Source organism: Cupriavidus pauculus (assembly GCF_008693385.1).
Classification (GTDB): domain Bacteria; phylum Pseudomonadota; class Gammaproteobacteria; order Burkholderiales; family Burkholderiaceae; genus Cupriavidus; species Cupriavidus pauculus_D.
Genome location: NZ_CP044065.1, coordinates 40,311 through 65,613 on the forward strand (window position 1 = coordinate 40,311; position 25,303 = coordinate 65,613).

Genomic DNA, 25,303 nt, shown 5'->3' on the forward strand with positions numbered 1-25,303 from the left:
TACCGAAGCAGCCTGTCAATTGCCTGTGATGGGGCGGCGCGCGCGATGCGGGTTTGCCCGCATGCGGTGACGCGCGCCCGGCGCGTTACTGATCGCGTTCCCAGGTCTGGGTGCGGCCGATCAGGCTGATGCCGATGAAACCGCGCACGTTGAGCTTCTTGCCGTCGTCGGCGAGCGACATCTTGCACTTGTAGAGCTTGCCGGTCTCGGGGTCGAGGATCTCGCCGCCGGTCCACTCGTTGTCGCCCGTCTTCCGCAGGCCCGTCAGCAGCGTCATGCCCATGATGGGCTGGTCCTTGCGCGAGTCGGTGCACTTGTCGCAGACCTTCACCTTGGTGTCGGTGCTCTCCACGAGGCTGCGCACGAGCTTGCCGCTGTACACGCCTTCCTTCTCGGTGATCTCGATCAGGCCGCGCGGCTTGCCGGTGGCATCGTCGATGGTCTTCCACATGCCGGCCGGTGTCGCCTGCGCGAACGCGGCGGCGCTGCCGGCCAGCGCGAGCGTGAACAGGCTCGCGCGCAGAAGGGCTCGGGGTGTCAGGGTGCGCATTGCTATCTCCTTGGGTTATCTGGCGACGCCAATCTAACGGCGCGCGCGGATCCCTGCAATCACCAACGAACGTTTGCGTACGCACCAGCACGTGAGCGCGCGCGTCCCGCGGAGGCAGCGTGCACGCGGGATGTGCCGTTTTTTGTCATGCAACAAACCGCGAGCCGAAGTATTCCTCTAAGCGTCGCGTCGCGTTGCACCGAGAAAAGACAGACGACGCATCGGGGAGGTTTCTCTGTCGGTGCCTGGACGACAGACATCGACGGTAGCGATCGACGCGGCAGCGATCGAAGTCTGACCTCGCAAATGCCCGCATCGCATGCCGCGCGTCGACCGCCGATGTCCATCGACGCGGTCCAGCCCATGCGCCGACGGTGTCCGATCGCACGAAGTTGGCATGAGGTTGTGACAAACCGTTGCGTTGACGCATCACTCATCGGCGACGCGCGAGCGCGCGACCGTGCATGCGTCGTCGCGATCGTCGGACGCATGCGCGCGCGCTGCGTGCGCATCGATGCCAGAGCGTTCGCGCGATGCCCGCCGAGGCGCGCGACCGTCGCCGAAGCACGCTCGCCGCGCGTCGCTCGCGACGTGTGCGCGACGTGGGCCAACGGCGTTTGTGTTTCCCGCAAACGCACTGTTCATGCGGGTCTCGGGGAGACGCATCGCAATGTAGCGAGTGCATGTCGAGGGTGTCTCGCGCGATGCGCGTGGTATCGCGTGCGGTCGTCGCGCGGTGCGCCGGCGAGATAAGCGGCAGTGAAAATCGCGCGCCATCGAGAACCGAAATCGAGAGACGAAAGGAACTTCGACGCAGTGATGGAAGTCGAGAGCAACAGGTGGTTCGATGATGCCGACGCGTCGACGCGATGCGAGATCTAGTTGGAGTCGTTCGCACGCGCAAGTTTTTTTGCACTTTTTTCTTAACATCATCGAACAAACGAATTATGATTCGCCTTGACAAGCGTCTCACTTCATTGCAGCGAGCATCGAGACACGAAGCAAGAAGCAAGAAGTCGCGATGAACGAATGCAAGCGGATGATGCAAGCGGACGAATGCAAGCATACGAACACAAGCAGACGAACGCAGGCAGCAGATCGTGAGACGCAGGCAGTAGCAATACGCAGACAGTAGGGCGGGTAGTCGAACGGGTAGCCAAGGAGCACCAGAACTTTGACGCAGAACGAGCCGAGCTGGCTTTCAAAAACGCGTGCAGTGTCCTGTAGCCCAGTAACGGGGTGGGCGAACTACCCCCTGACGATTGCCATCCGCCGTGCGCGAGGCCTTGCCCGCACCGCGGAGCCGCTGACAGATATCTCCTCTTTCCGGACCGTGCGCCCAAGAGATGCGCGACGCGGACCGATCGAATTTTCCAGGGCACGGCCTGCCCGGGAAACCCGCGCGAAGACTGCCAATGCGGTCTTCGGCGATGTTCCCTGCAGCCGTTTTCGCACCGCGAATCGCGGTGTCCCTGCCACCGAATTCATTAGCGTGCGGCCAACGTTTTCCACGTGTTGCCGTGCGCCGATGAATCGCTCGCTCGACTGGGGTCAGTCTGTACCGTACCTCGGGTCGGTCGGGTCGCCAACTTAGGTCATTCGATATTCACGTTAGTGAAGGAGTTATCCATGGCAACTGCTGCAAAGAAAAAACCGGCGGCTAAGAAGGCCGCCAAGCCGGCCGCCAAGAAGGCCGCCGTGAAGAAGGTCGCCGCCAAGAAGGCCGCTCCGGCCAAGAAGGCTGCCGCCAAGAAAGTCGCAACCAAGAAGGTAGCGGCCAAGAAGGTTGCAACCAAGAAGGTAGCTGCGAAGAAGGTTGCAGCGAAGAAGGTCGCGACCAAGAAGGTAGCGGCGAAGAAGGTCGCAACCAAGAAGGTTGCCGCCAAGAAGGCGCCCGCCAAGAAGGCCGCGGTCAAGAAGGTTGCCGCCAAGAAGGTAGCGACCAAGAAGGTTGCCGCCAAGAAGGCTGCACCGGCCAAGAAGGCTGCTGCCAAGAAGACCGCCGCCAAGAAGCCGGCTGCGAAGAAGGCTGCTGCCAAGAAGCCTGCCGCGAAGAAGGCTGCCGCCAAGAAGGCTGCCCCTGCCGCGAAGCCTGCCGCTGCCCCCGCTGTTGCGCCCGCCGTCGTCGCCAAGACCGCGCTGAACCCGGCTGCGGCCTGGCCGTTCCCGACGGGCAACCGTCCGTAATCGTTTCGCCTTGCGCGAACGATCACGACAGCGAAGTACCTGCGCACGCCTCGTGCGTCGCAATGACCGGATACCTCGTATCCGGTCAGCATGACGGAAGTCCTGCAGACCCGCCGAAGCGCTTGCCCGGCGGGTTTTTTCTTTTGGGCTTGCGCCAAAGAAAAAACGCCGTGGCCTTTCGGCACACGGCGTCCCGTCCTGTCGGGCAGCGGAAACTCAGTGCGTCACGCGCGTCGTGCCACCCGAGGACAGCAGGCGCACGCGCTCGCCGGGACGGAATACCTCGTCCGCCTCCTGCGTGATCGCGCGCATCTCGCCGTTGTCGAGCCGCACGGTGATCTCCAGCCCGCGACGCTGCTGGAGCTTGCCCTCGGCCGCGCTGCCGGCAATGCCACCGAGCACCGCGCCGAGCAGGCCCGCCGCCACCGCACCACCGCCACCGCCGATCGTGCTCCCTGCCGCAACGCCGCCGATGGCGCCGCCCGCGATCGTTCCAGCCCCGGTCTGCGGACCCTGGATCAGCACCTCGCGCACGCCTTCGACCACGCCGTAGCGGACCGTCTGCTCGCGCCCTGCCTGACCGGTCGCATAGACGCTGTTGGAGTTCGACCAGCTCGCGCAGCCGGACACCAGCGTGACCGCCGCCAGTGCGGCGACCATCGCGAGACGTCCACCGCGCGTCGTGTGATGAGTGAAGTGGTTCATGGTATTTCCCGTAAAGCGATACTCAGCTGTAGCGGTAACCGAATGCCGACTGGAAGCGGTTGCCGATCTCTTCGCGCGACAGCCAATGGTTCTGCGGACCCTGTTGCGCGATCTTGAGCGCGCCCATCAGCGAGGCGAGGCGGCCCGTGGTTTCCCAGTCCAGACCGTTCTCGATGCCGTAGAGCAGGCCACCGCGGAAGGCGTCGCCGCAGCCCGTGGGATCGACGACGCGCTCGGCCGGAACGGCCGGGATCGCGATCTGCTTGCCGTCGGCAAACACGCTTGCGCCGCGTTCGCCGTGCGTCACGATAAACGCGCGCACCTTGGCGGCGACTTCCGCGCTGGTCCATGCCGTGCGCGACAGCAGCACCTGCGCCTCGTAGTCATTGACCGTCACGTAGCTGGCGAGTTCAATGAACTGCCGCAGGTCCTCGCCGTTGAACAGCGGCATGGCCTGGCCCAGATCGAAGATAAACGGGATATCGGCTTCGGCGAACTGGCGCGCGTGGTGCAACATGCCCTCGCGGCTGTCCGGCGCGACGATGCCGATGGCCGGGCGCTTGCCGCCCGCGAGCGCATCGCTCACGCTCGTCTGCCGGGACTCGCTCATCGCGCCCGGATGGAACGCGGTGATCTGGTTGTTGTCGAGATCGGTCGTGATCATCGCCTGCGCGGTGAACAGCTCCGGCAGCGTGAGGATGAAATCGGTACCGATGCCGAGGTCGCGCAGATACTGGAGATACGGACCGGCATCCTGACCGACGGTACCCATCACGATCGGATCGCCGCCGAGCATCTTCAGCGTGTAGGCGATATTGCCCGCGCAACCGCCGAACTCGCGCCGCATGCCGGGCACGAGGAACGAGACGTTCAGCATGTGAATCTGATCGGGCAGGATGTGTTCGCGGAAGCGTCCGTCGAACGTCATGATGGTGTCGTAGGCGACGGAGCCGCAAATCAGGCTGGCCATTCTTTCTCCAGATTTGCCCGGCGAGGCCGGGCGGTCAACATTGCAAAAAAGGCGCGAGGCCGATTACTTGAGGGCGGCGAGCGCGGCGTCGTAGTTCGGCTCTTCCTTGATCTCGGGCACGAGCTGGCTGTACGTGACGGTGTTGTTCTCGTCGAGCACCACCACCGCGCGCGCGGTCACGCCGGCGAGCGGGCCCGTCTTGATGTCCACGCCGTACTGCGACTTGAACTCGCCGCCGCGCATCAGCGACAGCGGCACCACGTTGGCCAGGCCTTCGGTCGTGCAGAAGCGGCCCATCGCGAACGGCAGGTCCGCCGAGATGGTCAGCACCACGGTGTTGTCGAGGCCGCTCGCGGCCGTGTTGAACTTGCGTGCCGACGCCTGGCACACGGGCGTGTCGAGGCTAGGGACGATGTTCAGCACCTTGCGCTTGCCCGCGAAGTCCGCGAGCGAGACGTCCTTGAGATCCTTGCCGACGAGTTTGAAGTCGGCCGCCTTGTCGCCGGCCTGCGGGAACTTGCCTGCGACTTCGATCGGGTTGCCGCCGAGGGTGACGTTGCTCATGGTTTGCTCCTGGTCTGATGTTGAATTCGAATTGGGATACGGAAACGGATGCGGAGACGGATACGCGCCCGCAGCGGACGTTGCCGCATGCCTACGCGCGGGCGCGCATTGGGGCCCGCCGGATGCTCGTGGATAACAATCTCAGGGGTAGAAAATCAGCACGCGGTAGTTGGCCGCCGCCTGCTGTGTCCGGAATCGTACCCGAACCGGCAGCTCGGTGCCCGCGCGGAGGCCGCTGGTGGCAAACGCGCGCTGCGCCGGTTCCAGATACTCGGCCGGCAGCAGCACGCGGCGCAGCAGCAGCTGATCCTGCAGATCCGTCATCACGAGTTCGATCGCGGGCAGCGCGGTGGTCGCGCGGCCCTGGTTGCGCATCGTGACGGCGAGCTGATAGACGTCGGTGGCTTCGTCCTGCTTCTGCAGCTGCGAGCTATCGATGCGCAATGCGTCGAGATCGCGCCACGGCGGCACCACGCAATGCAGCGGCGCGCAGGCGGCCTCGAGGACCGGGCGCAGCGCCGGGAACGTGCCGGCGAGCTGGCTGCGGGCGAGGTAGGTGGCTTCGAGCAATGCGCCCACCGCGAGCACGACGACGGCCACGCGTGCGAATACGCGCTTGTTCGCGGGCAGCGTGACCTTGTGTTCGCGCTGCCGCTGCGCGCCGCGCGTGTGGCGCAGGAAGTCGGGGGCGAAACCCGGTGTGCGCGGGGCGTTCGCGTCGCGACTGTCATCGCTGTCGCGTCCGTCGTGGCCGTCATGGGCCTGTAGCGCTTCGGTATCGGCTGTGCCCGACTGCGCGTCGTCGTTGCGTGCGTCCGGGCCCTTGTCGTGCGCGTCGTGGCGGCGGCCCATCCAGTGCTGCGCGGTGGAGGGGCGGGCGGCGAATCCGGTGAAATCGGGGGCATCCGTCGCGGTCACCGGGGGCAGGCCCTCGGGCGCCGACGCGTGATCGCCGCGCGCTTCGGCCGTTTCCGTGCGCAGGAATCCGCTCGCGCTCGGGATGACGGGGGCCGCGAAGGGATCGCTCGTGCTTGGAGTGACCGGTGTCCCGAAGGGATCGCTCGCGCTCGGGATGACTGGTGCGGCAGAGGGATCGCTCGCGCTCCGAGCGACGGGTGCCGCGAACGGATTGCTCGCGCTCGGGGCGACGGGTGCCGCAAACGGATCGCTCGTGCTCGGGGTGACCGGTGCGGCAAAGCGATCGCTCGCCGCCGCGGGGCTGGCACTGTATGCCCCTGCGGCCGGAATGCCCGCGGCGGGGGCCGGCGTCCGCACGGGCGGCGGCACGTCGCCGAACGCGCCATGGTCGAGGGCCGGCCAGGGGGCGGAGGGCGGTAAGACGGGCTCGGCCACCGCGGGCGGGAGGGTCGGCTCCGGCTCTGCCTCGGGCGCGGACTCGGTGCGAGACACTGCCTGCGGCGCGGCGTCGGCTTCCGACCCGCTATCCGGCTCGGCCCTTGACCCGGCATGCGGCTCGGCCCGTGACTCGGCGTTCGGACCGGCGTGCGACTCGGCGTTTGGTTCGGCGTGCGGTTCGGCGTTCGGACCGGCGTTCGGACCGGCGTTCGGACCGGCGTGCGACTCGGCGTTCGGACTGGCGTGCGACTCGGCGTTTGGACCGGCGTGCGACTCGGCGTTCGGACCGGCGTTCGGACCGGCGTGCGACTCGGCGCTCGGTTCGGCGTGCGGTTCGGCGTTCGGTTCGGCGTTCGGACTGGCGTGCGGCTCGGCTTGCGGACCAGCGTCCGGCTCGGCTTGCGACTTGGCTTGCGAGTCCGTCTGGGCCCCGGATTCCGTGTTCGCCTTCGCGTCCGCCCCCGGCTTCGTATCCGGCTCGTCGTAGCCGGCCATCGCCTCCGACTCGGCCATCATCATCGTCGGCGAATCGAGCGCGGGGACCTCATAGCCCGGGTCGTACCCCGGGTCGAACGGTCGCTGCATCTCCTGCGCGCGCGCATCGGCCTGCCGCCGCTCGGCATGCGCAAGCGCCGCTTCCACCGTCAGCGCGCCGGCGGCCGGCGCCGAGGGGGCCGTCACCGGCGGCGTGGCACGCGCGGGTGCCACGGGCACCTCGATCAGGTGCTCGCGCGCATCGAAGACGGTTTCACACTGGCCGCAGCGAACCAGGCCCTGGCGCAGACGCAACTGGTCCGCCACGAGCCGGAACGCGGTACGGCAAGCCGGGCAGCGCGTGACGAGCTTGGCGGCGGCCATGGGCGGGCCTCAGGGTTGCGTGGAGACGTGGGTGACGGGGCGGGTGCCGTGCAGGCAGACCCAGCCTTCCTCGCTGCGCCAGACCGACATCGGCAGCCATGGCGCATAGGCGGCGGCCACTTCGTCGGCCTGCCGCTCGAGCACGCCCGAAAGCACGAGGCGGCCGCCCGGGCGCACACGCGCACTGAGCATCGCCGCCATCAGCTTGAGCGGATTGGAAAGAATATTGGCGACCACGAGGTCGTGGGTCGCGTCGGAGACGGATTCGGGAAGCGCGAACTGCGCTTCCACACGGTTGCGTTCGGCGTTGTAGCGCGACGCTTCCACCGCGTTGGGATCGATGTCGATGCCAAGCGTGTCGCCCGCGCCGAGCTTCTTCGCGACGATCGCAAGGATGCCGGAGCCGCAGCCGTAGTCGAGCACGGTCTCGCCGCGATGCAGATGCTGCTCGAGCCACTGCATGCAGAGACGCGTGGTCGGATGGCTGCCGGTGCCGAACGCCAGGCCCGGATCGAGTTCCAGCACCACGGCATCGGGCTCGGGCGCGTCATGCCAGGACGGCACGACCCATAATTTCTCGCCCACGCGAATGGGCTCGAACTGAGATTGCGTGAGGCGCACCCAGTCCTGATCCTCCACCGCGCGCAATGCATGCGCGGGCACGGGGCTCACGCCGAGCGCATTGGCCGCGGCGGCCAGCGCAAGCGCGGGATCGACGTCGTCGCCAAACAGCGCGACCACCCGCGAGCGGTCCCACGCGAGGCGCGTGGGTTCCAGCCCCGGTTCGCCGAACAGCGGCTTTTCATCGGGCGTGTCGGCATCGGCGTCTTCCACCGACACCGACAGCGCACCCAGATCGAACAGGGCGTCGGACCAGGCTTCGGCCTGATCCTGGGCAACCTCGATCACACATTCCTGAAAAGCCACGGCTCTCCCTTGCAGCGATGCCTACGGCCTCAGGCCTTCTCGCCCTTGGCCACGGCCTTCTGGGCCAGGCGGTGTTCCAGATAATGGATGCTGGTGCCGCCTTCGACGAAGTTGGCGTCCAGCATCAGGTCACGGTGCAGCGGCACGTTGGTCAGAATGCCGTCCACGACCATCTCCGACAGCGCGATGCGCATGCGGGCGATGGCCTGCTCCCGCGTGGCGCCGTACGTGATGATCTTGCCGATCATCGAATCGTAGTTGGGCGGCACGAAGTAGCCATCATACGCGTGCGAGTCGACGCGCACACCAGGACCGCCCGGCATATGCCATGCGGTGATGCGTCCAGGCGACGGCGTGAACTTGAACGGGTCTTCGGCGTTGATACGGCATTCGATCGCGTGGCCGCGCAGCTGCACGTCCTTCTGGCGGAAACGGAGCTTCTCGCCGAACGCGATGCGAATCTGTTCCTGCACGATATCGATGCCGGTGATCAGTTCCGTGACCGGATGCTCCACCTGCACGCGCGTGTTCATTTCGATGAAATAGAACTCGTTGTTCTCGTACAGGAACTCGAACGTGCCGGCGCCACGATAGCCGATTTTCTTGCATGCCTCGGCGCAGCGGTCGCCGATGCGCTCGATCAGGCGGCGCGGGATGTGCGGTGCCGGTGCTTCCTCGATGACCTTCTGGTGGCGGCGCTGCATCGAGCAGTCGCGTTCGCCCAGCCAGATGGCCTGCCGGTGCTCGTCGGCCAGGATCTGGATCTCGACGTGGCGCGGGTTCTCGAGGAACTTCTCCATGTACACCTCGGGGTTGCCGAACGCGCGTCCGGCTTCCTCGCGGGTCATGTTGACCGCATTGATCAGCGCGGCCTCGGTGTGCACCACGCGCATGCCGCGGCCACCGCCGCCGCCCGCCGCCTTGATGATCACGGGGTAGCCCACGCGACGGGCGGTCGCGAGGATTTCCTTCGGATCGTCGGGCAGGGCGCCGTCGGAACCCGGCACGCAGGGCACGCCGGACTTGATCATGGCCTGCTTGGCCGAGACCTTGTCGCCCATCAGGCGAATGCTCTCGGAGGTCGGGCCGATGAACACGAAGCCCGACTTCTCGACGCGTTCGGCAAAGTCCGCGTTCTCGGACAGGAAGCCGTAACCCGGGTGGATGGCCTGGGCGTCCGTGACTTCCGCCGCCGAGATGATGGCGGGCATGTTCAGGTACGACAGCGGCGAAGGTGCCGGGCCGATACAGACGGCTTCGTCGGCAAGCTTGACGTACTTGGCTTCCTTGTCGGCTTCCGAGTACACCACCACGGTCTTGATGCCCAGCTCGCGGCAGGCGCGCTGGATGCGAAGCGCGATTTCGCCGCGGTTCGCGATCAGAATTTTTTCAAACATGGTCTCTCTCTGCGAGAACAGAAGCGAGCCCGCGCGTGGCCGGAGGCGGCGCGGGAGGGGCTCGCGGCCGGCGGCGCCGGCCCGGTGCGCATCAGCCGATGACGAACAGCGGCTGGCCGTATTCCACGGCCTGGCCGTTCTCGACCAGGATTTCCTTGATGACGCCAGCCTTGTCGCACTCGATTTCGTTGAGCAGCTTCATGGCTTCGATGATGCAGACGGTCTGGCCTTCCTTGACCGCGTCGCCGACGTTGACGAATGCCGAGGCACCCGGGGACGGCGCGCGGTAGAACGTGCCGACCATCGGCGACGTCACCACGTGGCCAGCCGGCACTTGCGGCGCGGCGGGCGCGGCTTCGGCGGCCGGGGCGGCAGCCGCGGCGGGAGCGCCCGGCGCGGCCGGCAGCGCCTGCATCTGCGGCATGGCGATCGGTGCCACGACCTGCGGCGGTGCCTTCACGATGCGCACCTTGCCGTCGCCTTCGGTCACTTCCAGCTCCGAGATGCCGGATTCGGCCACCAGGTCGATCAGCGTCTTAAGCTTGCGCAAGTCCATCTTCTTGTCCTCCAGAATCGGGTTGTCCGGTCGCCATTGCGCGGGTTGCGCGCAGGGCGGCGGGGAATCGTCCATGACAAAGGCGCCTGGCGGTCGCCATGGCGCCTTGTCGTCAAATGCGTCGTTGCGGGCTAGCCTTTCGGCGCGGCCGCTTCCTGTGCGAGCACGTAATCGAGCGCCAGCAGGTACCCCTGCCAGCCCAGTCCGCAGATCACCCCCACCGCCTGATCGGAGAAATAGGAGTGATGACGGAACGGCTCGCGGCGATGCACGTTCGAGAGGTGGACCTCGACGAACGGAATCGCCACCCCGGCCAGCGCGTCGCGCAGTGCCACGCTGGTATGCGTGTACGCGGCCGGGTTGATGATGATGAAGTCGACGCCTTCGGTGCGCGCCGCCTGAATGCGGTCCACGAGCGCGCCTTCGTGATTGGACTGGAACGTCTGCAGGTCCAGTCCCCTTTCGCTCGCGCGCCTGGCCAGCGCTTCATCGATATCGGCGAGCGTCGTGTGTCCATACGTCTCCGGCTCGCGCGTCCCCAGCAAATTGAGGTTCGGCCCGTGCAGGACCAGCACCTTGCGGTAGGGGGAAGCGGGGCCAGCGGAGCGGTTTGCGGACACGTTCGGCGTCACAGTACCTCGACCAGATCAACGAAATTGCGCGGAGATTACCGTAGCTTAGAGGGATTTGTCTAGCGTGGGATACAGCGGACCCCTGGGGCAGAGGCGCCTTTCGGCGCACTTTCGTCGTTTTTGCGCCCCCGGCGGCGCTTCTTTGCCTCGATCCATACGCATTCGGCGCGGATCGGGGGCGGTTGTGCGAAATTAGCAGCGAGATCGCGTTTTGGGCTCGCTTCGGTCTATCCGCACGGTCAGGTCTTCGGCAGCACGGCGCGCAGTTCTTCCATGTGGACACGCCCCAGTTTGGAGAATTTGACGGCTCCGTCCGGTGCGATCACGAGCGTATAAGGCAGGCCACCCTGCGCGTTGCCGAGGCTGCGCGCCAGTTCGGTGCCGGAGAATCCGGCGACGGCAAGCGGATACGCGACGGGTACCTTCTGCAGGAATTGTTCGATGTTCTTGGCAGAATCGATGCCGATGCCGACAAACTCGACGTTGCGCGCCGCATATTCCTTATGCAGCGCCGTCAGCTCGGGCATTTCCTCGACGCAGGGGCCACACCATGGCGCCCAGAAATTGACGACCAGCGTCTTGCCGCGCAGCTTGCCGAGATCGACCTCGCCGCCGGTCGGCGCGGGCAACTTTGCCTGGTAGAGCGCCTCCACGGCGCCGTCGGCGGCGGGCTTCGGCGAAAACACCGAATGGCTGGCCAGCGCGCCGGCGGCGGCGGCGATCACGGCCAGCACGATCCAGAGCCAGAGGCGGCTGCGGCGGGAGGCGGTCGAGGCGGAAGGAGAAGTCGTCATATTGGCAGCCGATGGACGGCACTCACTATATATAGAAGAGATGGAGCCCGGCGTCAGGCCGGATCCGCGGGATCGCCGGCCTCGATCAGCGCGTGCACCGCGGCCAGATCGGCCCGCGCCACCCGGCCGCTCGCATCGGCACGGACCGCGCCGCGTTCGTCGTCGGCATCGTAGAGCGCGATATGCAGCCCAACGGGCGCGCCGAGCGTCGAACGGACCTCGTCCGCGAGCAGGCGGGCCTCGCGCTGCGCCGGCCATTGCCCGCGCCAGAGAAAGCTCAGCGTCTCCACGTCGGCCCGGCCGCCGAAGTGCCGGGACTCGCTCGTGTCGAAGTCGAGCCCCGCATTGAGCAGGTGAAGCGCGACATCCTTGGGACTATCGCAGAAGCATTGCAGATAGATATCGGAGTGCTCGGTCGCGGTGCCGTTGAGCACCGCGCCGACCAGATAGGGGCGGAACGCGGCCAGGTCTTCCATCGCGAGCACGGCGACCCGGCGCAGCAGCGCGAGGATGCGCGGCTGGCTCTCGCCATGGAACAGCGCCTGGTAGGCCCGCACCTCGGCCTCGATGGTCTCGTTGTCGGGCAGCCATTCGCCCGCGACGCGGACGTCGCCGAGGAGCTGGCGCGCGGCCTTGCGCTTGGCCGTGGCGTAGTCGGCGCCATCCTCGGCAATCATGCGCGCGGCGGCCTGCGCGATTTCCTCGCGCAGACGGGTGGGGTCGGTGGGGACACGTCGGGACATGCCGAAATGATACCGGAGCCTTCAGACCATTTCCGGGGGCGGGTACAATCGACCGCTCTTCGCCCACCGGGCTTCCCCGATTCTCCCCCGACGCACCATGCATATTCACATTCTCGGCATCTGCGGCACGTTCATGGGCGGCCTCGCGGTCCTCGCCCGACAGGCGGGCCATCGCGTCACCGGCTGCGATGCCAACGTCTACCCGCCCATGAGCACGCAGCTCGAGGCGCAGGGTATCGAGCTGATCGAAGGGTTCGACCCGTCCCAGCTGTCGCTCGAACCCGATCTGTTCGTCATCGGCAATGTGGTCTCGCGCGGCAATCCGCTCATGGAAGCGATCCTCGACCGCAATCTGCCGTACACCTCGGGCCCGCAATGGCTCGGCGAGCATGTGCTTGCCGGCAAGTGGGTGCTCGCGGTGGCCGGCACGCACGGCAAGACCACGACCACGTCGATGCTGAGCTGGATCCTCGAGGATGCCGGCTACGAGCCCGGCTTCCTCGTGGGCGGCGTGCCGCAGAACTTCGGCATTTCCGCGCGCCTGACCGAATCGGACTTTTTCGTGATCGAGGCCGACGAATACGACACCGCGTTCTTCGACAAGCGCAGCAAGTTTGTCCACTACCGTCCGCGCACGGCGATCCTGAACAACCTCGAATACGATCACGCCGACATCTTCCCCGATCTGGCCGCCATCGAGACGCAGTTCCACCACCTCGTGCGCACGGTGCCGGGGCAGGGCCGCATCGTCGTCAACGGCAACGAGCCGAGCCTCGCGCGCGTGCTGGAGCGCGGCTGCTGGAGCGAGGTGGAGCAGTTCGGCATGGGCAACTGGCGCGAGGGCAATGCCGCGACGCCGGTGCCGGAAGGCAAGGACGGCTTCGACGTCTGGTTCGACGACAAGGGGCAGGAGACCCCGCAGGGCACCGTGATCTGGGACCTGCAGGGCACGCATAACCGCATGAACGCGCTCGCCGCCATCGCGGCCGCGCGCCACGTGGGCGTGCCGCCCGCGCGCGCGATCGAGTCGCTGGGGCGCTTCGCCAACGTCAAGCGCCGCATGGAAGTGCGCGGCGTGGCCAATGGCGTGACCGTGTACGACGATTTCGCGCACCATCCCACGGCGATCCAGACCACGCTGGAAGGCCTGCGGCGCAGGGTGGGCGAGGCGCGCATCCTCGCGGTGCTGGAGCCGCGCTCCAACACGATGAAGCTCGGCGTCATGAAGGCCCAGCTGCCGGCCAGCCTCGAAGGCGCCGACCTCGTGTTCGGTTATGGCGCGCCGAGCGGCAAGGACGCGCTGGGCTGGGATCTGGCCGAATCGCTCGCGCCGCTCGGCGACAAGGCCCAGGCGTTCCAGGATATCGGCGCGCTGGTCGACGCCGTGCGCGCGGCCGCCCGGCCGGGCGACCACGTGCTGGTCATGAGCAACGGCGGCTTCGGCGACGTTCATCGCAAGCTGCTCGACGCGCTGGCCTGAAGGGAGCCACGATGCTGCTGTATCTGCACGGCTTCCGGTCCTCGCCCCAGTCGTTCAAGGCGCGGCTGGTCCAGGAGCGCATGCGCGACTGGGGCGCCGGCAAGGCGTATGCCTGTCCGATGCTCGACGTATCGCCAGCCGCCGCGATCGCGCGGGCCGAGGCCGCCATCGCGGGCGCGCGTGCCGGGGGCGATACCGAGATCGCGATCGTCGGCTCGTCGCTCGGCGGCTTCTATGCGCGCTGGCTCGGCGAGCGCCATGGCTGCCGCACGGTGCTGCTCAATCCGGCCATCCATCCGTGGACCGATCTCGAGAAGTACCTCGGCGACCAGCCCTTGTGGCATGGCGGCGGTTCGGTCCGCGTGGAGCCGCATCATCTGCAGGAGCTGCTCGACCTGCGCGTCGATGCGATCACCGATCCCGCGCGCTACTACTTGCTTGCCGCGACCGGCGACGAGGTGCTCGACTATCGCGAGATGGTGGACGCGTATCCGGGCGCGCAGGTCCGCATCATCGAGGGTAGCGACCATGGCATCAGCGAATTCGCCGACTACGTCGACGATGTGCTGGCCTTCTGCGGCTATCGGCCCGCAGCATGACGGGGCCGCTCCAACGGCACGCGCGCCGCGGCGGCGGCGCGTGGCAGGCCCATCTGCCCTACGATGCGACCATTTCCCCGAACCTGCGGCGCTGGGTGACCGGCGACGCCGGGTCGCTGACCGCGCGGCTGGTCTCGGCGTCGTCGCGGTTCCGCGTGACGCGCCTCGCGCAGCGGCTGGCCATGCCCTATGCCGACGAATGGCAGGCGCTCGGCCTGCCGGCGCCCGCGCCCGTGCTCACGCGCGAAGTCATGCTGGTCTGCGACGACGAGACGGCCATCTACGCCCATACCGTGGTGATGGCGCGCCATGCGCGCCGGGACTGGCCGTTCCTGCGCGGGCTCGGCGAGCGTCCGCTCGGCGGCCGGCTGTTCGTGGATCCGCGCGTGTCGCGCACGCCGTTCGAATTCGCGCGGCTGCGGCCCGATCATCCGATGCGCGTGGCCATGCGCCGCGTGCTGCCCGATCTGGCGCGGACGCCGATGCTGCCCGCGCGGCGATCCGTATTCCATCGCGGCGGCGGCGCCATGCTCGTTACCGAAGTCTTCCTGCCCGATCTCCAGTCGCGGCCGGCGCCCGTGCGCCGTCCGTAAGCCGTCCCTGAGCCATCGCCCCGAATCCGGCCGGGGCACCGTTACGGGAGTGTGACGACGGCGGTGCGGTATCATTGCCCGCTCCCCCCTCCTCGCGCCCGGTGCGGTGTCCCGGCATTTCTGAAAGTACCGATCCATGCAGTTGTTGTTCGAAGAAGGCGGCGAAATTCGCGCCGGCACCGTGCTCGCCCAGCAGGGTGAGGCCTACCAGGTCGAGTTGCCCGCAGGCAAGCGGACCAAGGTCAAGTCGCGCGACGTGCTGTTGCAGTTTGCCCAGCCGTCGGCGATCGAACTCGTGCGGCAGACCGGCGACCTCGCGGCCGAGATCGACCTCGATTTCCTCTGGGAATGTGCGCCGGCCGACGAGTTCGGCTTCGCCGATCTCGCGGGCGAGTACTACGGCGCCGGTGCCGACGTCGTGAAGCAGGCCGCGCTCGCGATGGCCCTGCACGGCAATCCGGTCTATTTCCGCCGCAAGGGTCGCGGCCGCTACCAGCGCGCGCCCGAAGACCAGCTCAAGGCCGCGCTCGCCGCGCTCGAGCGCAAGAAGCAGCAGGCGCTCGTGCAGGCCGAGTACGAGGCCCAGCTCAAGGCGCTGACGCTGCCGGAATCGTTCCGCGGCAAGGTGCTGCAACTGCTGTTCCGGCCCGACAAGAACAGCCTCGAATACAAGGCGATGGACGCCGCGTGCACGGCGCTCGGCATGACGCCGATGCGGCTGATGGTCGCCGTGGGCGGCATCGCGAGCCCGCGCGCGCTGCACGAGGCGAAGTTCCTCGCCGAATGCTTCCCCAAGGGCACTGGCTTCCCCGACGTGACCGTCCCCGAGCCGTCCGGCGACCTGCCGCTGGCGGACGTGCAGGCGTTCTCCATCGACGACGTGACCACGACCGAGATCGACGATGCGCTGTCGGTCACGACGCTCCCCGACGGCAAGCTGCGCATCGGCGTGCATATCGCCGCGCCGGCGCTCGGTATCCAGCGTGGCGACGCGCTCGACGCCATCGCGCGTCAACGCCTGTCCACGGTGTACTTCCCCGGCGACAAGATCACGATGCTGCCCGATGCGGTGGTCGAGCGTTACACGCTGCAGGAGGGCCGCACGTGCCCCGCGCTGTCGCTGTATGTCACGGTCGATATGCAGGGCGCCGAGGGCGGCCAGCCGCTGATCGTCGGCAGCGAGACGCGCGCCGAGCGCGTGCCCATCGCCGCCAACCTGCGCCACAACCTGCTCGAGGACATCGTGACCGAGGCCGCGCTGGCCAACGGCACGGGCGACTACCCGTTCCGCGAAGCGCTCACGCAGCTGTATCACTTTGCGGGCTTCCTCCACGACGAGCGCCAGAAGGCGCGCCTCGCGAGCGGCCTGCGCCCCGAGTCCCACAACCGCGCCGACTACAGCTTCTATATCGATACGCTCGCTGACGGCAGCGAACGCGTGCGCATCGAGCAGCGCAAGCGCGGATCGCCGCTCGACAAGATCGTGGCGGAGCTGATGATCCTGGCCAACAGCACGTGGGGCAAGCTGCTGGCCGATCACGGCGTGCCCGGCATCTACCGCACGCAGAAGGCCTGGGGCATGCATCGCACGCGCATGCAGACGTACCCCGCGCCGCACGAGGGGCTCGGCGTCGCGCAGTATGCGTGGAGCACCTCGCCGCTGCGCCGTTACGTCGATCTGGTCAACCAATGGCAGATCATCGCGGTGGCGCAGCATGGGGTGACCGCCAAGCTCGTGGCGCCGTTCAAGCCGAAGGATGCCGACCTGCTCGCGGCCGTTGCCGACTTCGAGGGCACCTACGCGGCCTATGCCGACCACCAGTCGACGATGGAACGCTACTGGTGCCTGCGCTGGCTCGCGCAGGAGACGCGCGACCGCATGCTCGCCGCGGTGCTCAAGGATGGCGCGGTGCGTTTTGCCGAGATTCCGCTGGTCACGCGCGTGCCCGAGCTCGCGCAGGCTTCGCGCGGCACGCAGGTGATGCTCGAGATCGCGACCACCGACGAGATTTCGCTCGAGGTGTCGTGCCGCGTGCTGGAAGTGTTCGCCGGCGACGCGGTGCCCGAGGAGGACCTCGAGGCCGATGAGGAGACCGCGGAGGAGTCCGCCGAGGAGGCTGCCGAGGCCGCCGCGCAGCAGGCCGCCGAGGAGGCTGCCGAGGCGACCAGGGAAGGGACCGTGGAGGGGGCGCCGGAAGTGCAGGACGAGGCAGCCGCCGGGGGCGAGACCGACCCCGGTGCCGAGGCGTCGGCAACGCGCGACACCCCCCCTTCGCCAGCGCCCTGATCGCTTCGGAAAAGCGGTTGGCTCCCTTACAATCCAGTCTGCCCGCCAACCGCTTCCAGCCAACCGTCTCAGACCGTGAACGCCACCCTCGCCGCTCCCCGCCCGTCGGGACCTCAGCGTCCTCAGCGCCTGCTGCGCCAATGGTGGCAATCCCGCAGCACGCTGGTCAAGGCGCTCGTCGTCTCGGTGCTGATCCATGCGGTGCTGCTGACGGTCCGCATCGCCGCGCCGGAAGTCTTCGAGATCAAGCGCTCCGATCCGATGCTCGACGTGGTGCTGGTCAACTCGAAGTCGGCCGACAAGCCGCGCAACCCGACCGTGCTGGCGCAGGCCAACCTCGACGGCGGCGGCGATCACGACGTGCAGCGCGCCACCACGCCGCTGCCCGCGCAGACCGAGTCCAAGGATGGCGACCTCGTGCGGCAGGTGCAGCGCCGCGTGGAACTGCTCGAGCAGGAACAGCAGCGTCTGATGACGCAGGCTCGCGAGCCCGCGCCGTCGGTGCGCAGCCAGCCCCTCAAGCCCGGCGAGCAGCGCGTGGATCCGCTCCAGCGCGGCCAGGACGAGCGCACGAGCACCGACGAGATGGCCAAGCTCGAGGCCGAGATCGGCAAGAATCTCGAGCATTACGCCAAGCGTCCCAAGCGCATGCAGCTGACGGCGACGAGCGCGCAGGGCGTGGAGTACGCACAGTATTACGATCGCCTGCGCCGCAAGATCGAAGCGCGCGGCACGAGCGATTTCCCGCAGCGCAACGGCAAGCCGATCTACGGCCAACTGATCCTCGTGATCAACGTGAACCGCACCGGCAAGCTGGGCTACAACCGTGACGGCTACAACGTCGAGGCGATCGACGTGGCCAAGAGCTCGGGCGATCCCGCGCTCGACCGCCAGGCCGTGGCCATCGTGCGCGCGGCGGCCCCGTTCGGGCAATTTTCCCCGGAAATGATGGCTCGCCAGGACATCCTCGAGGTCATTTCCACGTTCAAGTTTTCGCGCAGCGGACTCGATGTCCGGCTGCAGCCGCGCTGATGACAGACTCCCAGACTCAGGCCGACCGCTATGTCGTGATCGGCAACCCGGTGGCGCATAGCCGCTCGCCGGCCATTCACGCCGCCTTTGCGCGCCAGACCGGCGAAGCGGTGCAGTACGACCGCCTGCTCGCGCCGCTCGACGGGTTTGCCGACACGGTGCGCCAGTTCTTTGCCGAGGGCGGCTACGGCTGCAACGTCACCACGCCGTTCAAGATCGAGGCGCACGACATGGCGGACCGCCTGACCGACCGCGCGGCGGCGGCGGGCGCGGTGAACACGATGTGGATCGAGGATGGACTGATCCATGGCGACAATACCGACGGCATCGGCCTCGTGCGCGATATCCAGGACACGCTCGATACGCTGCTCGAAGGCCGTCGCATCCTGCTGCTGGGCGCCGGCGGCGCCGCCATGGGCGCGATGCTGCCGCTGATCGAATGCCGTCCGGACCGGATCGTCGTGGCCAACCGCACGGCCGCGCGCGCGAGCGACATGCTCGAGGCGTTCGCGGAAGCGGGCAATCAGTTCAATGTCGAACTCTGGGGCGGCGGTCTCGATGCGCTGGAGGGCCTGTCCGAGGACGAGGCCTGCGATGTGGTGATCAACGCGTCGGCCAGCAGCCTGCAGGGCGAGGTGCCGCCTGTGCCCGGGTTTCTGCTCGGTCCCGATGTGCTGGCCTACGACATGATGTACGGCGCGGCACCGACGGTGTTTCTTGCCTACGCCGCGCAATGCGGCGCGCGCACCAGCGATGGGCTGGGGATGCTCGTCGAGCAGGCCGCGGAGGCGTTCTACAACTGGCGTGGCGTGCGGCCGAAGACGGCGCCCGTGCTGGCGGCGCTGCGCGCGAGTCTGCTGGCCGAGGCGCAAGCCGACGTGCAGGGCGACGTGCAGGCCGACGTGCAGGTCAATCGCGCCCGCTGAGCGCACGCGAGATGCGCTGGCTCGGGTATGTGTGCGGATGCCTGCTGGCGGGCGTGCTCGCCATGCAGCTGTATTTCTTCCTGCAGATCGCGAGCTGGCAGTACATCAATCCGTCGTCGTCCTCGTTTATGCGCGCCGAGCAATGGCGCCTGTGCGGCTTCAATGTCTGGAGCTGCTCGCTGGACCATCAATGGGTCCGCTACGACGATATCTCGCGCAATCTCAAGCGCGCGGTCATCGCGAGCGAGGACGCGGACTTCGTCAATCACCCCGGCTACGAACTGGACGCGATGCTCGATGCGTGGGAGCGCAACAAGCAGCGCGGCCATATCGTGCGTGGCGGTTCCACGATCACGCAGCAGCTCGCGAAGAACCTGTTTCTCTCGTCCGAGCAGAACTACCTGCGCAAGGGCCAGGAGCTCGCCATCACGTGGATGCTCGAGTTCTGGCTCGACAAGCAGCGCATTTTCGAGATCTACCTGAATTCGGTGGAGTGGGGCGAGGGCGTGTTCGGCGCCGAGGCGGCCGCGCAGCATTACTTCAAGACGAGCGCGTCGAAGCTCGGCGTGGGGCAGGCCGCGCGCCTCGCGGCGGCGTTGCCCGCGCCGAAATGCTTCGACAAGAAGGCGTATTGCGCCAATGTGCGCGTGAACTTCCGCGTCAAGGCCGGCATCATCGCGCGCCGCATGGGCGCCGCGACGCTGCCTGACTAGCCGAGCCAGCCCTTCCGACGGAAATAGATCAGGGGCACGGCGGCCGAAACCGCCATGAGCCCGATCGCCCACGGATACCCCGCGGCCCAGTCGAGCTCGGGCATGATCTTGAAGTTCATGCCGTAGATGCTCGCGATCAGCGTGGGCGGCATCAGCGCCACCGACACCACCGAGAACAGCTTGATGATCTTGTTCTGGTTGATATTGATGAAACCGACGGTCGCATCCATCAGGAAGTTGATCTTGTCGAACAGGAACGCCGTGTGGTTCTCGATCGAGTCGATATCGCGCAGGATCTGCCGCGCCTCGTCCTGCTGCTCGGCCGATAACATCTGGCTGCGCATCAGGAAGGACACCGCGCGGCGCGTATCCATGACGTTGCGCCGAATGCGGCCGTTCAAGTCTTCCTCGCGCGCGATCATCTCGAGCACGTCGGCCGCGGCGGCATCGGTCACGTTCTCCGCAAGCACGCGGCGGCTCGCTTCCTCGAGCCGTTCATAGATCTCCTCGATCGAGTCCGCCGAATACTCGGCATCGGTCGCGTAGAGATCCATCAGCACGTCCTTCGCATTGCGCACCGAACCGGGCCGCATGCGCGCGCGCAGCCGCACGAGGCGGAACACGGGCAGGTCTTCGTCGTGAATCGAGAACACGACATCGCGCGTGAGCACGAAGGCCACGCGCACGTTGCGCGAGGTGCCTTCCTCGTCGAGCAGGAAATCCGTGCGAATGTGGATATTCTCGTCCTCGCCCTCGAAATAGCGGGCGGACGCTTCAAGGTCGCCAAGGTCTTCGAGCTCGGGCAGCACTACCCCGTAGGCTTCCTTGATCCACGCGAGCTCTTCGTCGTCAGGGCTGACGACGTCGATCCAGATCGGCTTGTGCTGCAGCAGCTCGTTGCGTTCGTCGACCTGCTCCTGGGCAAGCCGTCCTTTCTGGAGGACGAACAGGTTGATCATCCGTGATTCCTTGTAACTGATGACGCCGTGTCGACGCTGTCTCGACGCTGATTCGATACTCGATCGCTACCTAGTCGGGAAATGGGTTTCCCGGGATTCTGATGGCCGCGAGTGTAGCCCAACGCAGGGGGGCTTGTTAAGCGAAATCTGGCCGAAATTTGGCTCAGCGGTGCCGGCGCAGCGACGGCCCCAGCATCACGCTCGACAGGGCCGCGAACATCAGCACGATGGCCGCATAGTCCTGCCAGTGCGGGCGCTCGCCGAGCATCAGCATGCCCGAGAATACGCCGACCACCGGGATGAACATGATCGACAGGCTCGACACCACGGGCGGCAGGCTGCGCGCGAGCGCGAACCAGACCAGATGGCAATAGGCGAACACCACCACGGCGTTGTAGCCGATAGCCGTCCATTCGATGGCGTTGGGCATGCGCCATCCCGATTCCAGCAGCAGCGAGCCCGCCAGCAGGAAGGGCAGCGCGACCACCAGCATCCAGAACGTGAGCGCGCCGATCGGTACATCGATCTGCGTCCGCTTCATCAACTGCGTACCGAAGCCCCAGCCCGCGGCCGCGCAGAGCATCAGCAGCGTGCCCATCGGGCTGCCGGTGATCGCGGCGATCTCGCCCGACAGCAGCAGGATCGTGCCGACGAGCGCGCAGCCGATGCCGAACCACGCGGACAGCGCGATGCGCTCGCGAAACAGCAGCAGGCCCCAGACCACGGCCCAGATCGGCATCGTGTAGCCGAGGATGGCCGCGCGGCCCGAAGAGAGCATCTTGACCGCGCAGATGGCCAGCAGGTGCCACACGACCATGTTCGGAATCGCGAGCTTGACCACGGTGCCCCAGGCCGCGCGCGGCACCGCGAGCGATTCGCCGCGCAGGCGCAATGCCACGCCCAGCGCCACGACGCCGCCGGCCATGCAGAGCAGGCGGAACCCGAGGGCCGGGAAATGGGCCACGCCGATCTTCATGACGGGCCAGTTGATGCCCCAGGCGAGCGTGAGAATGACGAGGAGGGTGAGACCGCGGCGGTCCAGAGTCATGGGCGGGCGGGCGCTTGGCGGCATGCCGCAGCTTGCGCTTGTCTTGTTATCGAGGAGGGCGGGACGGCGGGTTCGACGCCATCTTGACGCCAACTTGACGCCAACCATAGCACGCGGCGGTAGAATTGACGGCAACGACCCTGGCGTCATCCTGATATCGAGTCTCCCATGACCTTCACCGAGCAGCTGTCCGCCGCATGGCAGCGCAACGATTCCCTGCTGTGCGTCGGCCTGGACCCCGATCCCGCCAAGCTGCCGATGTCTCTCACGGGCGCGGGCGGCGCGATCTTTTCGTTCTGCCGTGAAATCGTCGATGCCACGGCCGACCTCGTCTGCGCGTACAAGCCGCAGATCGCGTATTTTCACTCGCAGCGTGCCGAGGACCAGCTCGAGCAGCTGATCGAATATATCCACGACGCGCATCCGGGGATCCCCGTGGTGCTCGACGCCAAGCGCGGCGATATCGGCTCCACGGCCGAGCATTACGCGATCGAAGCGTTCGAGCGCTACAAGGCGGACGCGGTGACCGTGAGCCCGTACATGGGCTTCGACTCGATGGAGCCGTACCTTGCCCATCCGGGCCGCGGCGTGATCGTGCTGTGCCGCACGTCCAATGCGGGGGGATCCGACGTGCAGTTTCTGCAGGTGGACGGCAAGCCCGTGTATCAGGTGGTGGCCGAGTCCGCGCGCGAGCGCTGGAATACCAATGGCCAGATGGGCCTGGTGGTCGGCGCGACGTTCCCGGCCGAAATCGCGCGCGTGCGCCAGATCGTCGGCGATATGCCGCTGCTGATTCCCGGCATCGGCGCGCAGGGCGGCGATATCGAAGCCACGGTAAAGGCCGGCCGCACGGCGGACGGCACCGGCATGATGATCAATTCGTCGCGCGCCATCCTCTACGCAAGCCGCGACAAGGACTTTGCGGCGGCCGCCCGCAAGGTCGCGACGCAGACGCGCGACACGATCAACCGCTACCGTCACGGTTGATCATGAAAAAAGGGTGGCGTTATTGCCCCCTGGTCTTACGCTTCGTTCCGAATCAATTCCAGCAGTCCCCGCAACGCATGCTCCGCCGCCTGCCGGCGAATCTGACCGCGATCGCCGCGGAAGCGCTGGGTCGCGGTCAGCGTGGTAATGCGATTGCTCCAGCCGAAACAGACCATGCCGACCGGCTTCTCGGCGGTCCCGCCGCCGGGACCCGCCACGCCGGTGATCGATAGCGATACCTGCGCCCGGCTGTTGAGCAGCGCACCCTCGGCCATGGCATGCGCCACTTCCTCGCTGACCGCGCCATGGTCGCGGATCAGCTTGGCCGGCACCCCGATCATCGTGCTCTTGGCCTCGTTCGAGTAGGTGACGAAGCCCCGCTCGAACCAGCCCGAGGAGCCCGAGATGTCGGTAATGGCGGCCGACACGAGGCCGCCCGTGCAGGATTCGGCGGTGGCAAGCATCAGCGAGCGCTCGGAAAGCGCCACGCCGATCTGGACGGCAAGTTGGTCGAGCAGGCGACTGACGGACATGGTCGTGAAATCGGCAGGGAATAAAGTACCGGGGAGGCGTTCAGAGCGAACGCCACAGCGCGAAGACGAGCAGCGTGTAGAACGCGGCGAGCACGTCGTCGAACATCACGCCGAACGCGCCCATCAGGCCCGGACCCTTCAGCGTGCGGTCGTAGTAGCGGATCGGGGCGGGCTTGGCGATATCGAAGAGCCGGAACCACAGGAAGGCGGCGAACTGCCCCCAGAAGCCCGTCGGCATGACGAACAGCAGCACGATCCAGAACGCGACGATCTCGTCCCAGACCATGCTGCCATGGTCGAAGACGCCCATGTCGCGCGCCGTGCGCTGGCACGCCCACAGGCCGGCCAGGAAGCTGCCCACGATGATCCAGAGCCAGGTCAGAGGATCGGTGGCGGGGTCCACCCACATCGAGATCACCACGAACGACAGCCAACCGTAGAGCGTGCCGACGGTGCCGGGGCTGACCGGCGACAGGCCGGAGCCGAAGCCGTACGCGATCAGGCGTGCCGGATGGCCGAACATGAAGCGCGCGGTCGGTCGCGTGACGCGCACGGTCTGGCCCGCTTCGAGCGTGATGGGGTCGGCGCCGCCTGGAGCGGCGCCGGGTGGGTAGGCGGACATCTTGAAATCGGCTCGGTATCTAATGTTTTTGTCAGGCAGCCCGCAGGAAAGCGGGCCGCGCATGGCGGCATCATGACACGGCTTGCGTCGCCCCGTCATGCAGTAACGTCCGACCGGCGGGGTCGGCAGTCGCGGTCAGGGCGAAGCGAAGTGATCGAACCCCGCGCCGTCGAACCGGCAGGGATTGCCGTCGCGATCGACGAGCCGAAGTCCCGCCTCCGGCGTGATGGCGCCGACACGCGTCAGCGGCAGGCCGAGGCGCGTGGCGATGCCCGCGAGGGTCTCGCGCGCATCGGCCGGCGCCGTGAAGCAGAGCTCGTAGTCGTCGCCGCCGGTCAGCGTGCACAGCCGCTGGCAGTCCACGGGCTGGTTCGCGAGGATGTCCGAGCGCGGCAGCGCATCGACGTCGAGCCATGCGCCGACGGCCGAGCGGTCGAGGATATGTCCGAGGTCGCCCACGAGGCCATCCGAAATATCGAGTGCCGCATGCGCAACACCGCGCAGCGCCAGCCCGAGCGCGACGCGCGGCGTCGGCGTGTCCATGCGCGGCCGTACCGCGGTGAAATCGGGTTCGGGCAGCAGCCATTCGCCGCGGAAGTCGCCGAGCGCGAGGCGCGCGTCGCCGAGCGTGCCCGAGATCCAGATATCGTCGCCGGGCCGTGCGGCATCGCGCCGCAGCGCCTGGCGCGGCGGCACGTCCCCGAACACGGTGATCGACAGCGTCAGCGGCCCGCGCGTCGTATCGCCGCCAATCAGCTCGCAACCGTGCAGATCGGCAAGTTCCAGCATGCCGGCCGCGAGTTCCGCGAGCCACGGCGCTTCGGCGCTGGGAAGCGCGAGCGCGAGCGTGAAGGCGCGCGGCTCCGCGCCCATCGCGGCGAGGTCCGACAGGTTGACCGCCAGCGCCTTGTGGCCGAGCGAGCGCGGCGGGACGTCCGGAAAGAAATGCCGGCCGGAGACGAGCATGTCCGTGCTGATCGCCAGTTGATGGCCGGGTCGCCCCTCGATCAGCGCGCAGTCGTCACCGACGCCGAGCGCGGCCTTGTGGACCGGGCGCGTGAAATAGCGGCGGATCAGGTCGAACTCGGATAAGCGATCGGGGGGAGGGGCGGCGAGAGCGGGGGCGGGAGGGGAGGCGGGAGGGGGCATGGCGTTCGGGACAGGGAGGGTCGAGCGCCGTGGAGAATACGGCTGGTCAAGCCCAGCGGCATGCGGCATATTGTACCGAAACGCAAAGCTGCCCCGCGTAAAACGCTTATTGTGAAATAATATTTCACAATATAAA

The 25,303-nt window shown here is 67.1% G+C and carries 25 protein-coding genes; 9 read left to right on the forward strand and 16 right to left on the reverse strand.

Annotated elements, in window-relative coordinates:
- Window positions 1-85 precede the first annotated feature (85 nt).
- Window positions 86-550: a DUF2147 domain-containing protein gene (locus FOB72_RS00200; protein ID WP_150370691.1), complete on the reverse strand. Its 465-nt coding sequence runs from the start codon at window positions 548-550 to the stop codon at window positions 86-88.
- A gap of 1,629 nt (window positions 551-2,179) precedes the next feature.
- Between FOB72_RS00200 and FOB72_RS00210 the strand changes: the two genes are divergently transcribed.
- Window positions 2,180-2,737 (forward strand): histone H1-like DNA-binding protein, encoded by a 558-nt coding sequence (locus FOB72_RS00210; RefSeq protein ID WP_150370692.1) that lies wholly within the window; start codon window positions 2,180-2,182, stop codon window positions 2,735-2,737.
- Window positions 2,738-2,953: 216 nt separating this feature from the next.
- Here FOB72_RS00210 and FOB72_RS00215 read toward each other — a convergent pair whose 3' ends face one another.
- The 10 genes from FOB72_RS00215 to FOB72_RS00260 all read right to left on the reverse strand — a co-directional run bounded on the left by FOB72_RS00215 (window position 2,954) and on the right by FOB72_RS00260 (window position 12,239).
- Window positions 2,954-3,397, reverse strand: coding sequence for a hypothetical protein (locus FOB72_RS00215; protein WP_150373679.1), 444 nt, complete (start codon window positions 3,395-3,397; stop codon window positions 2,954-2,956).
- A gap of 67 nt (window positions 3,398-3,464) precedes the next feature.
- Complete coding sequence (locus FOB72_RS00220) at window positions 3,465-4,412, reverse strand: carbohydrate kinase family protein (protein ID WP_150370693.1); 948 nt, start codon at window positions 4,410-4,412, stop codon at window positions 3,465-3,467.
- Window positions 4,413-4,475: 63 nt separating this feature from the next.
- The gene (gene tpx, locus FOB72_RS00225) at window positions 4,476-4,976 is read right to left on the reverse strand and encodes a thiol peroxidase (protein WP_150370694.1); all 501 of its coding nucleotides are present in this window, start codon (window positions 4,974-4,976) and stop codon (window positions 4,476-4,478) included.
- A 141-nt stretch (window positions 4,977-5,117) separates the two neighbouring features.
- Entirely contained in the window at window positions 5,118-7,190 is a 2,073-nt protein-coding gene (locus FOB72_RS32755; RefSeq protein WP_150370695.1) for a DUF3426 domain-containing protein, read from the reverse strand.
- 9 nt (window positions 7,191-7,199) lie between these two features.
- On the reverse strand, window positions 7,200-8,117 hold the full coding sequence (gene prmA / locus FOB72_RS00235) for a 50S ribosomal protein L11 methyltransferase (protein ID WP_150370696.1): 918 nt from the start codon (window positions 8,115-8,117) through the stop codon (window positions 7,200-7,202).
- A gap of 29 nt (window positions 8,118-8,146) precedes the next feature.
- Window positions 8,147-9,514, reverse strand: coding sequence for an acetyl-CoA carboxylase biotin carboxylase subunit (accC, locus tag FOB72_RS00240; RefSeq protein ID WP_109580095.1), 1,368 nt, complete (start codon window positions 9,512-9,514; stop codon window positions 8,147-8,149).
- A gap of 91 nt (window positions 9,515-9,605) precedes the next feature.
- On the reverse strand, window positions 9,606-10,070 hold the full coding sequence (gene accB / locus FOB72_RS00245) for an acetyl-CoA carboxylase biotin carboxyl carrier protein (protein WP_150373680.1): 465 nt from the start codon (window positions 10,068-10,070) through the stop codon (window positions 9,606-9,608).
- A 131-nt stretch (window positions 10,071-10,201) separates the two neighbouring features.
- Window positions 10,202-10,690, reverse strand: coding sequence for a type II 3-dehydroquinate dehydratase (gene aroQ, locus FOB72_RS00250; protein ID WP_150370697.1), 489 nt, complete (start codon window positions 10,688-10,690; stop codon window positions 10,202-10,204).
- Between the two features lie 251 nt (window positions 10,691-10,941).
- Entirely contained in the window at window positions 10,942-11,496 is a 555-nt protein-coding gene (locus FOB72_RS00255; RefSeq protein ID WP_150370698.1) for a TlpA family protein disulfide reductase, read from the reverse strand.
- A 53-nt stretch (window positions 11,497-11,549) separates the two neighbouring features.
- Window positions 11,550-12,239, reverse strand: a complete 690-nt coding sequence (locus FOB72_RS00260) for a UDP-N-acetylmuramate--alanine ligase (protein WP_150370699.1) — start codon at window positions 12,237-12,239, stop codon at window positions 11,550-11,552.
- Window positions 12,240-12,336: 97 nt separating this feature from the next.
- Between FOB72_RS00260 and mpl the strand changes: the two genes are divergently transcribed.
- From mpl to mtgA, 7 genes are all read left to right on the forward strand, one after another.
- Window positions 12,337-13,719 (forward strand): UDP-N-acetylmuramate:L-alanyl-gamma-D-glutamyl-meso-diaminopimelate ligase, encoded by a 1,383-nt coding sequence (gene mpl / locus FOB72_RS00265; RefSeq protein ID WP_150370700.1) that lies wholly within the window; start codon window positions 12,337-12,339, stop codon window positions 13,717-13,719.
- Between the two features lie 11 nt (window positions 13,720-13,730).
- On the forward strand, window positions 13,731-14,318 hold the full coding sequence (locus FOB72_RS00270; RefSeq protein ID WP_150370701.1) for a YqiA/YcfP family alpha/beta fold hydrolase: 588 nt from the start codon (window positions 13,731-13,733) through the stop codon (window positions 14,316-14,318).
- Window positions 14,315-14,911: a chorismate--pyruvate lyase family protein gene (locus tag FOB72_RS00275; protein ID WP_150370702.1), complete on the forward strand. Its 597-nt coding sequence runs from the start codon at window positions 14,315-14,317 to the stop codon at window positions 14,909-14,911. Before FOB72_RS00270 ends, FOB72_RS00275 begins: the two co-directional genes overlap by 4 nt.
- A gap of 136 nt (window positions 14,912-15,047) precedes the next feature.
- Window positions 15,048-17,198, forward strand: coding sequence for a ribonuclease catalytic domain-containing protein (locus FOB72_RS00280; protein ID WP_150370703.1), 2,151 nt, complete (start codon window positions 15,048-15,050; stop codon window positions 17,196-17,198).
- Between the two features lie 75 nt (window positions 17,199-17,273).
- The gene (locus FOB72_RS00285) at window positions 17,274-18,230 is read left to right on the forward strand and encodes an energy transducer TonB (protein WP_150370704.1); all 957 of its coding nucleotides are present in this window, start codon (window positions 17,274-17,276) and stop codon (window positions 18,228-18,230) included.
- Entirely contained in the window at window positions 18,230-19,156 is a 927-nt protein-coding gene (gene aroE, locus FOB72_RS00290; RefSeq protein WP_150370705.1) for a shikimate dehydrogenase, read from the forward strand. The genes FOB72_RS00285 and aroE overlap by 1 nt, the downstream gene beginning before the upstream one ends.
- Before the next feature lie 11 nt (window positions 19,157-19,167).
- Window positions 19,168-19,869, forward strand: coding sequence for a monofunctional biosynthetic peptidoglycan transglycosylase (gene mtgA, locus FOB72_RS00295; protein ID WP_150370706.1), 702 nt, complete (start codon window positions 19,168-19,170; stop codon window positions 19,867-19,869).
- Here mtgA and corA read toward each other — a convergent pair.
- Both corA and FOB72_RS00305 read right to left on the reverse strand, forming a co-directional pair.
- Window positions 19,866-20,828 (reverse strand): magnesium/cobalt transporter CorA, encoded by a 963-nt coding sequence (gene corA / locus FOB72_RS00300; protein WP_150370707.1) that lies wholly within the window; start codon window positions 20,826-20,828, stop codon window positions 19,866-19,868. The two genes, mtgA and corA, sit on opposite strands and share 4 nt — an antisense overlap.
- Before the next feature lie 163 nt (window positions 20,829-20,991).
- The gene (locus FOB72_RS00305) at window positions 20,992-21,876 is read right to left on the reverse strand and encodes a DMT family transporter (protein WP_150370708.1); all 885 of its coding nucleotides are present in this window, start codon (window positions 21,874-21,876) and stop codon (window positions 20,992-20,994) included.
- Window positions 21,877-22,044: 168 nt separating this feature from the next.
- Here FOB72_RS00305 and pyrF point away from each other — a divergent pair, with 168 nt between their 5' ends.
- On the forward strand, window positions 22,045-22,863 hold the full coding sequence (gene pyrF, locus FOB72_RS00310) for an orotidine-5'-phosphate decarboxylase (protein ID WP_150370709.1): 819 nt from the start codon (window positions 22,045-22,047) through the stop codon (window positions 22,861-22,863).
- Between the two features lie 35 nt (window positions 22,864-22,898).
- Here pyrF and FOB72_RS00315 read toward each other — a convergent pair whose 3' ends face one another.
- From FOB72_RS00315 to thiL, 3 genes are all read right to left on the reverse strand, one after another.
- A complete protein-coding gene (locus FOB72_RS00315; RefSeq protein ID WP_150370710.1) occupies window positions 22,899-23,396 on the reverse strand; it encodes a CinA family protein in 498 nt (165 codons plus the stop codon).
- Window positions 23,397-23,436: 40 nt separating this feature from the next.
- Window positions 23,437-24,018: a phosphatidylglycerophosphatase A gene (locus tag FOB72_RS00320; RefSeq protein WP_150370711.1), complete on the reverse strand. Its 582-nt coding sequence runs from the start codon at window positions 24,016-24,018 to the stop codon at window positions 23,437-23,439.
- Between the two features lie 135 nt (window positions 24,019-24,153).
- Window positions 24,154-25,167, reverse strand: coding sequence for a thiamine-phosphate kinase (gene thiL / locus FOB72_RS00325; protein ID WP_223851373.1), 1,014 nt, complete (start codon window positions 25,165-25,167; stop codon window positions 24,154-24,156).
- Window positions 25,168-25,303: the final 136 nt, after the last annotated feature.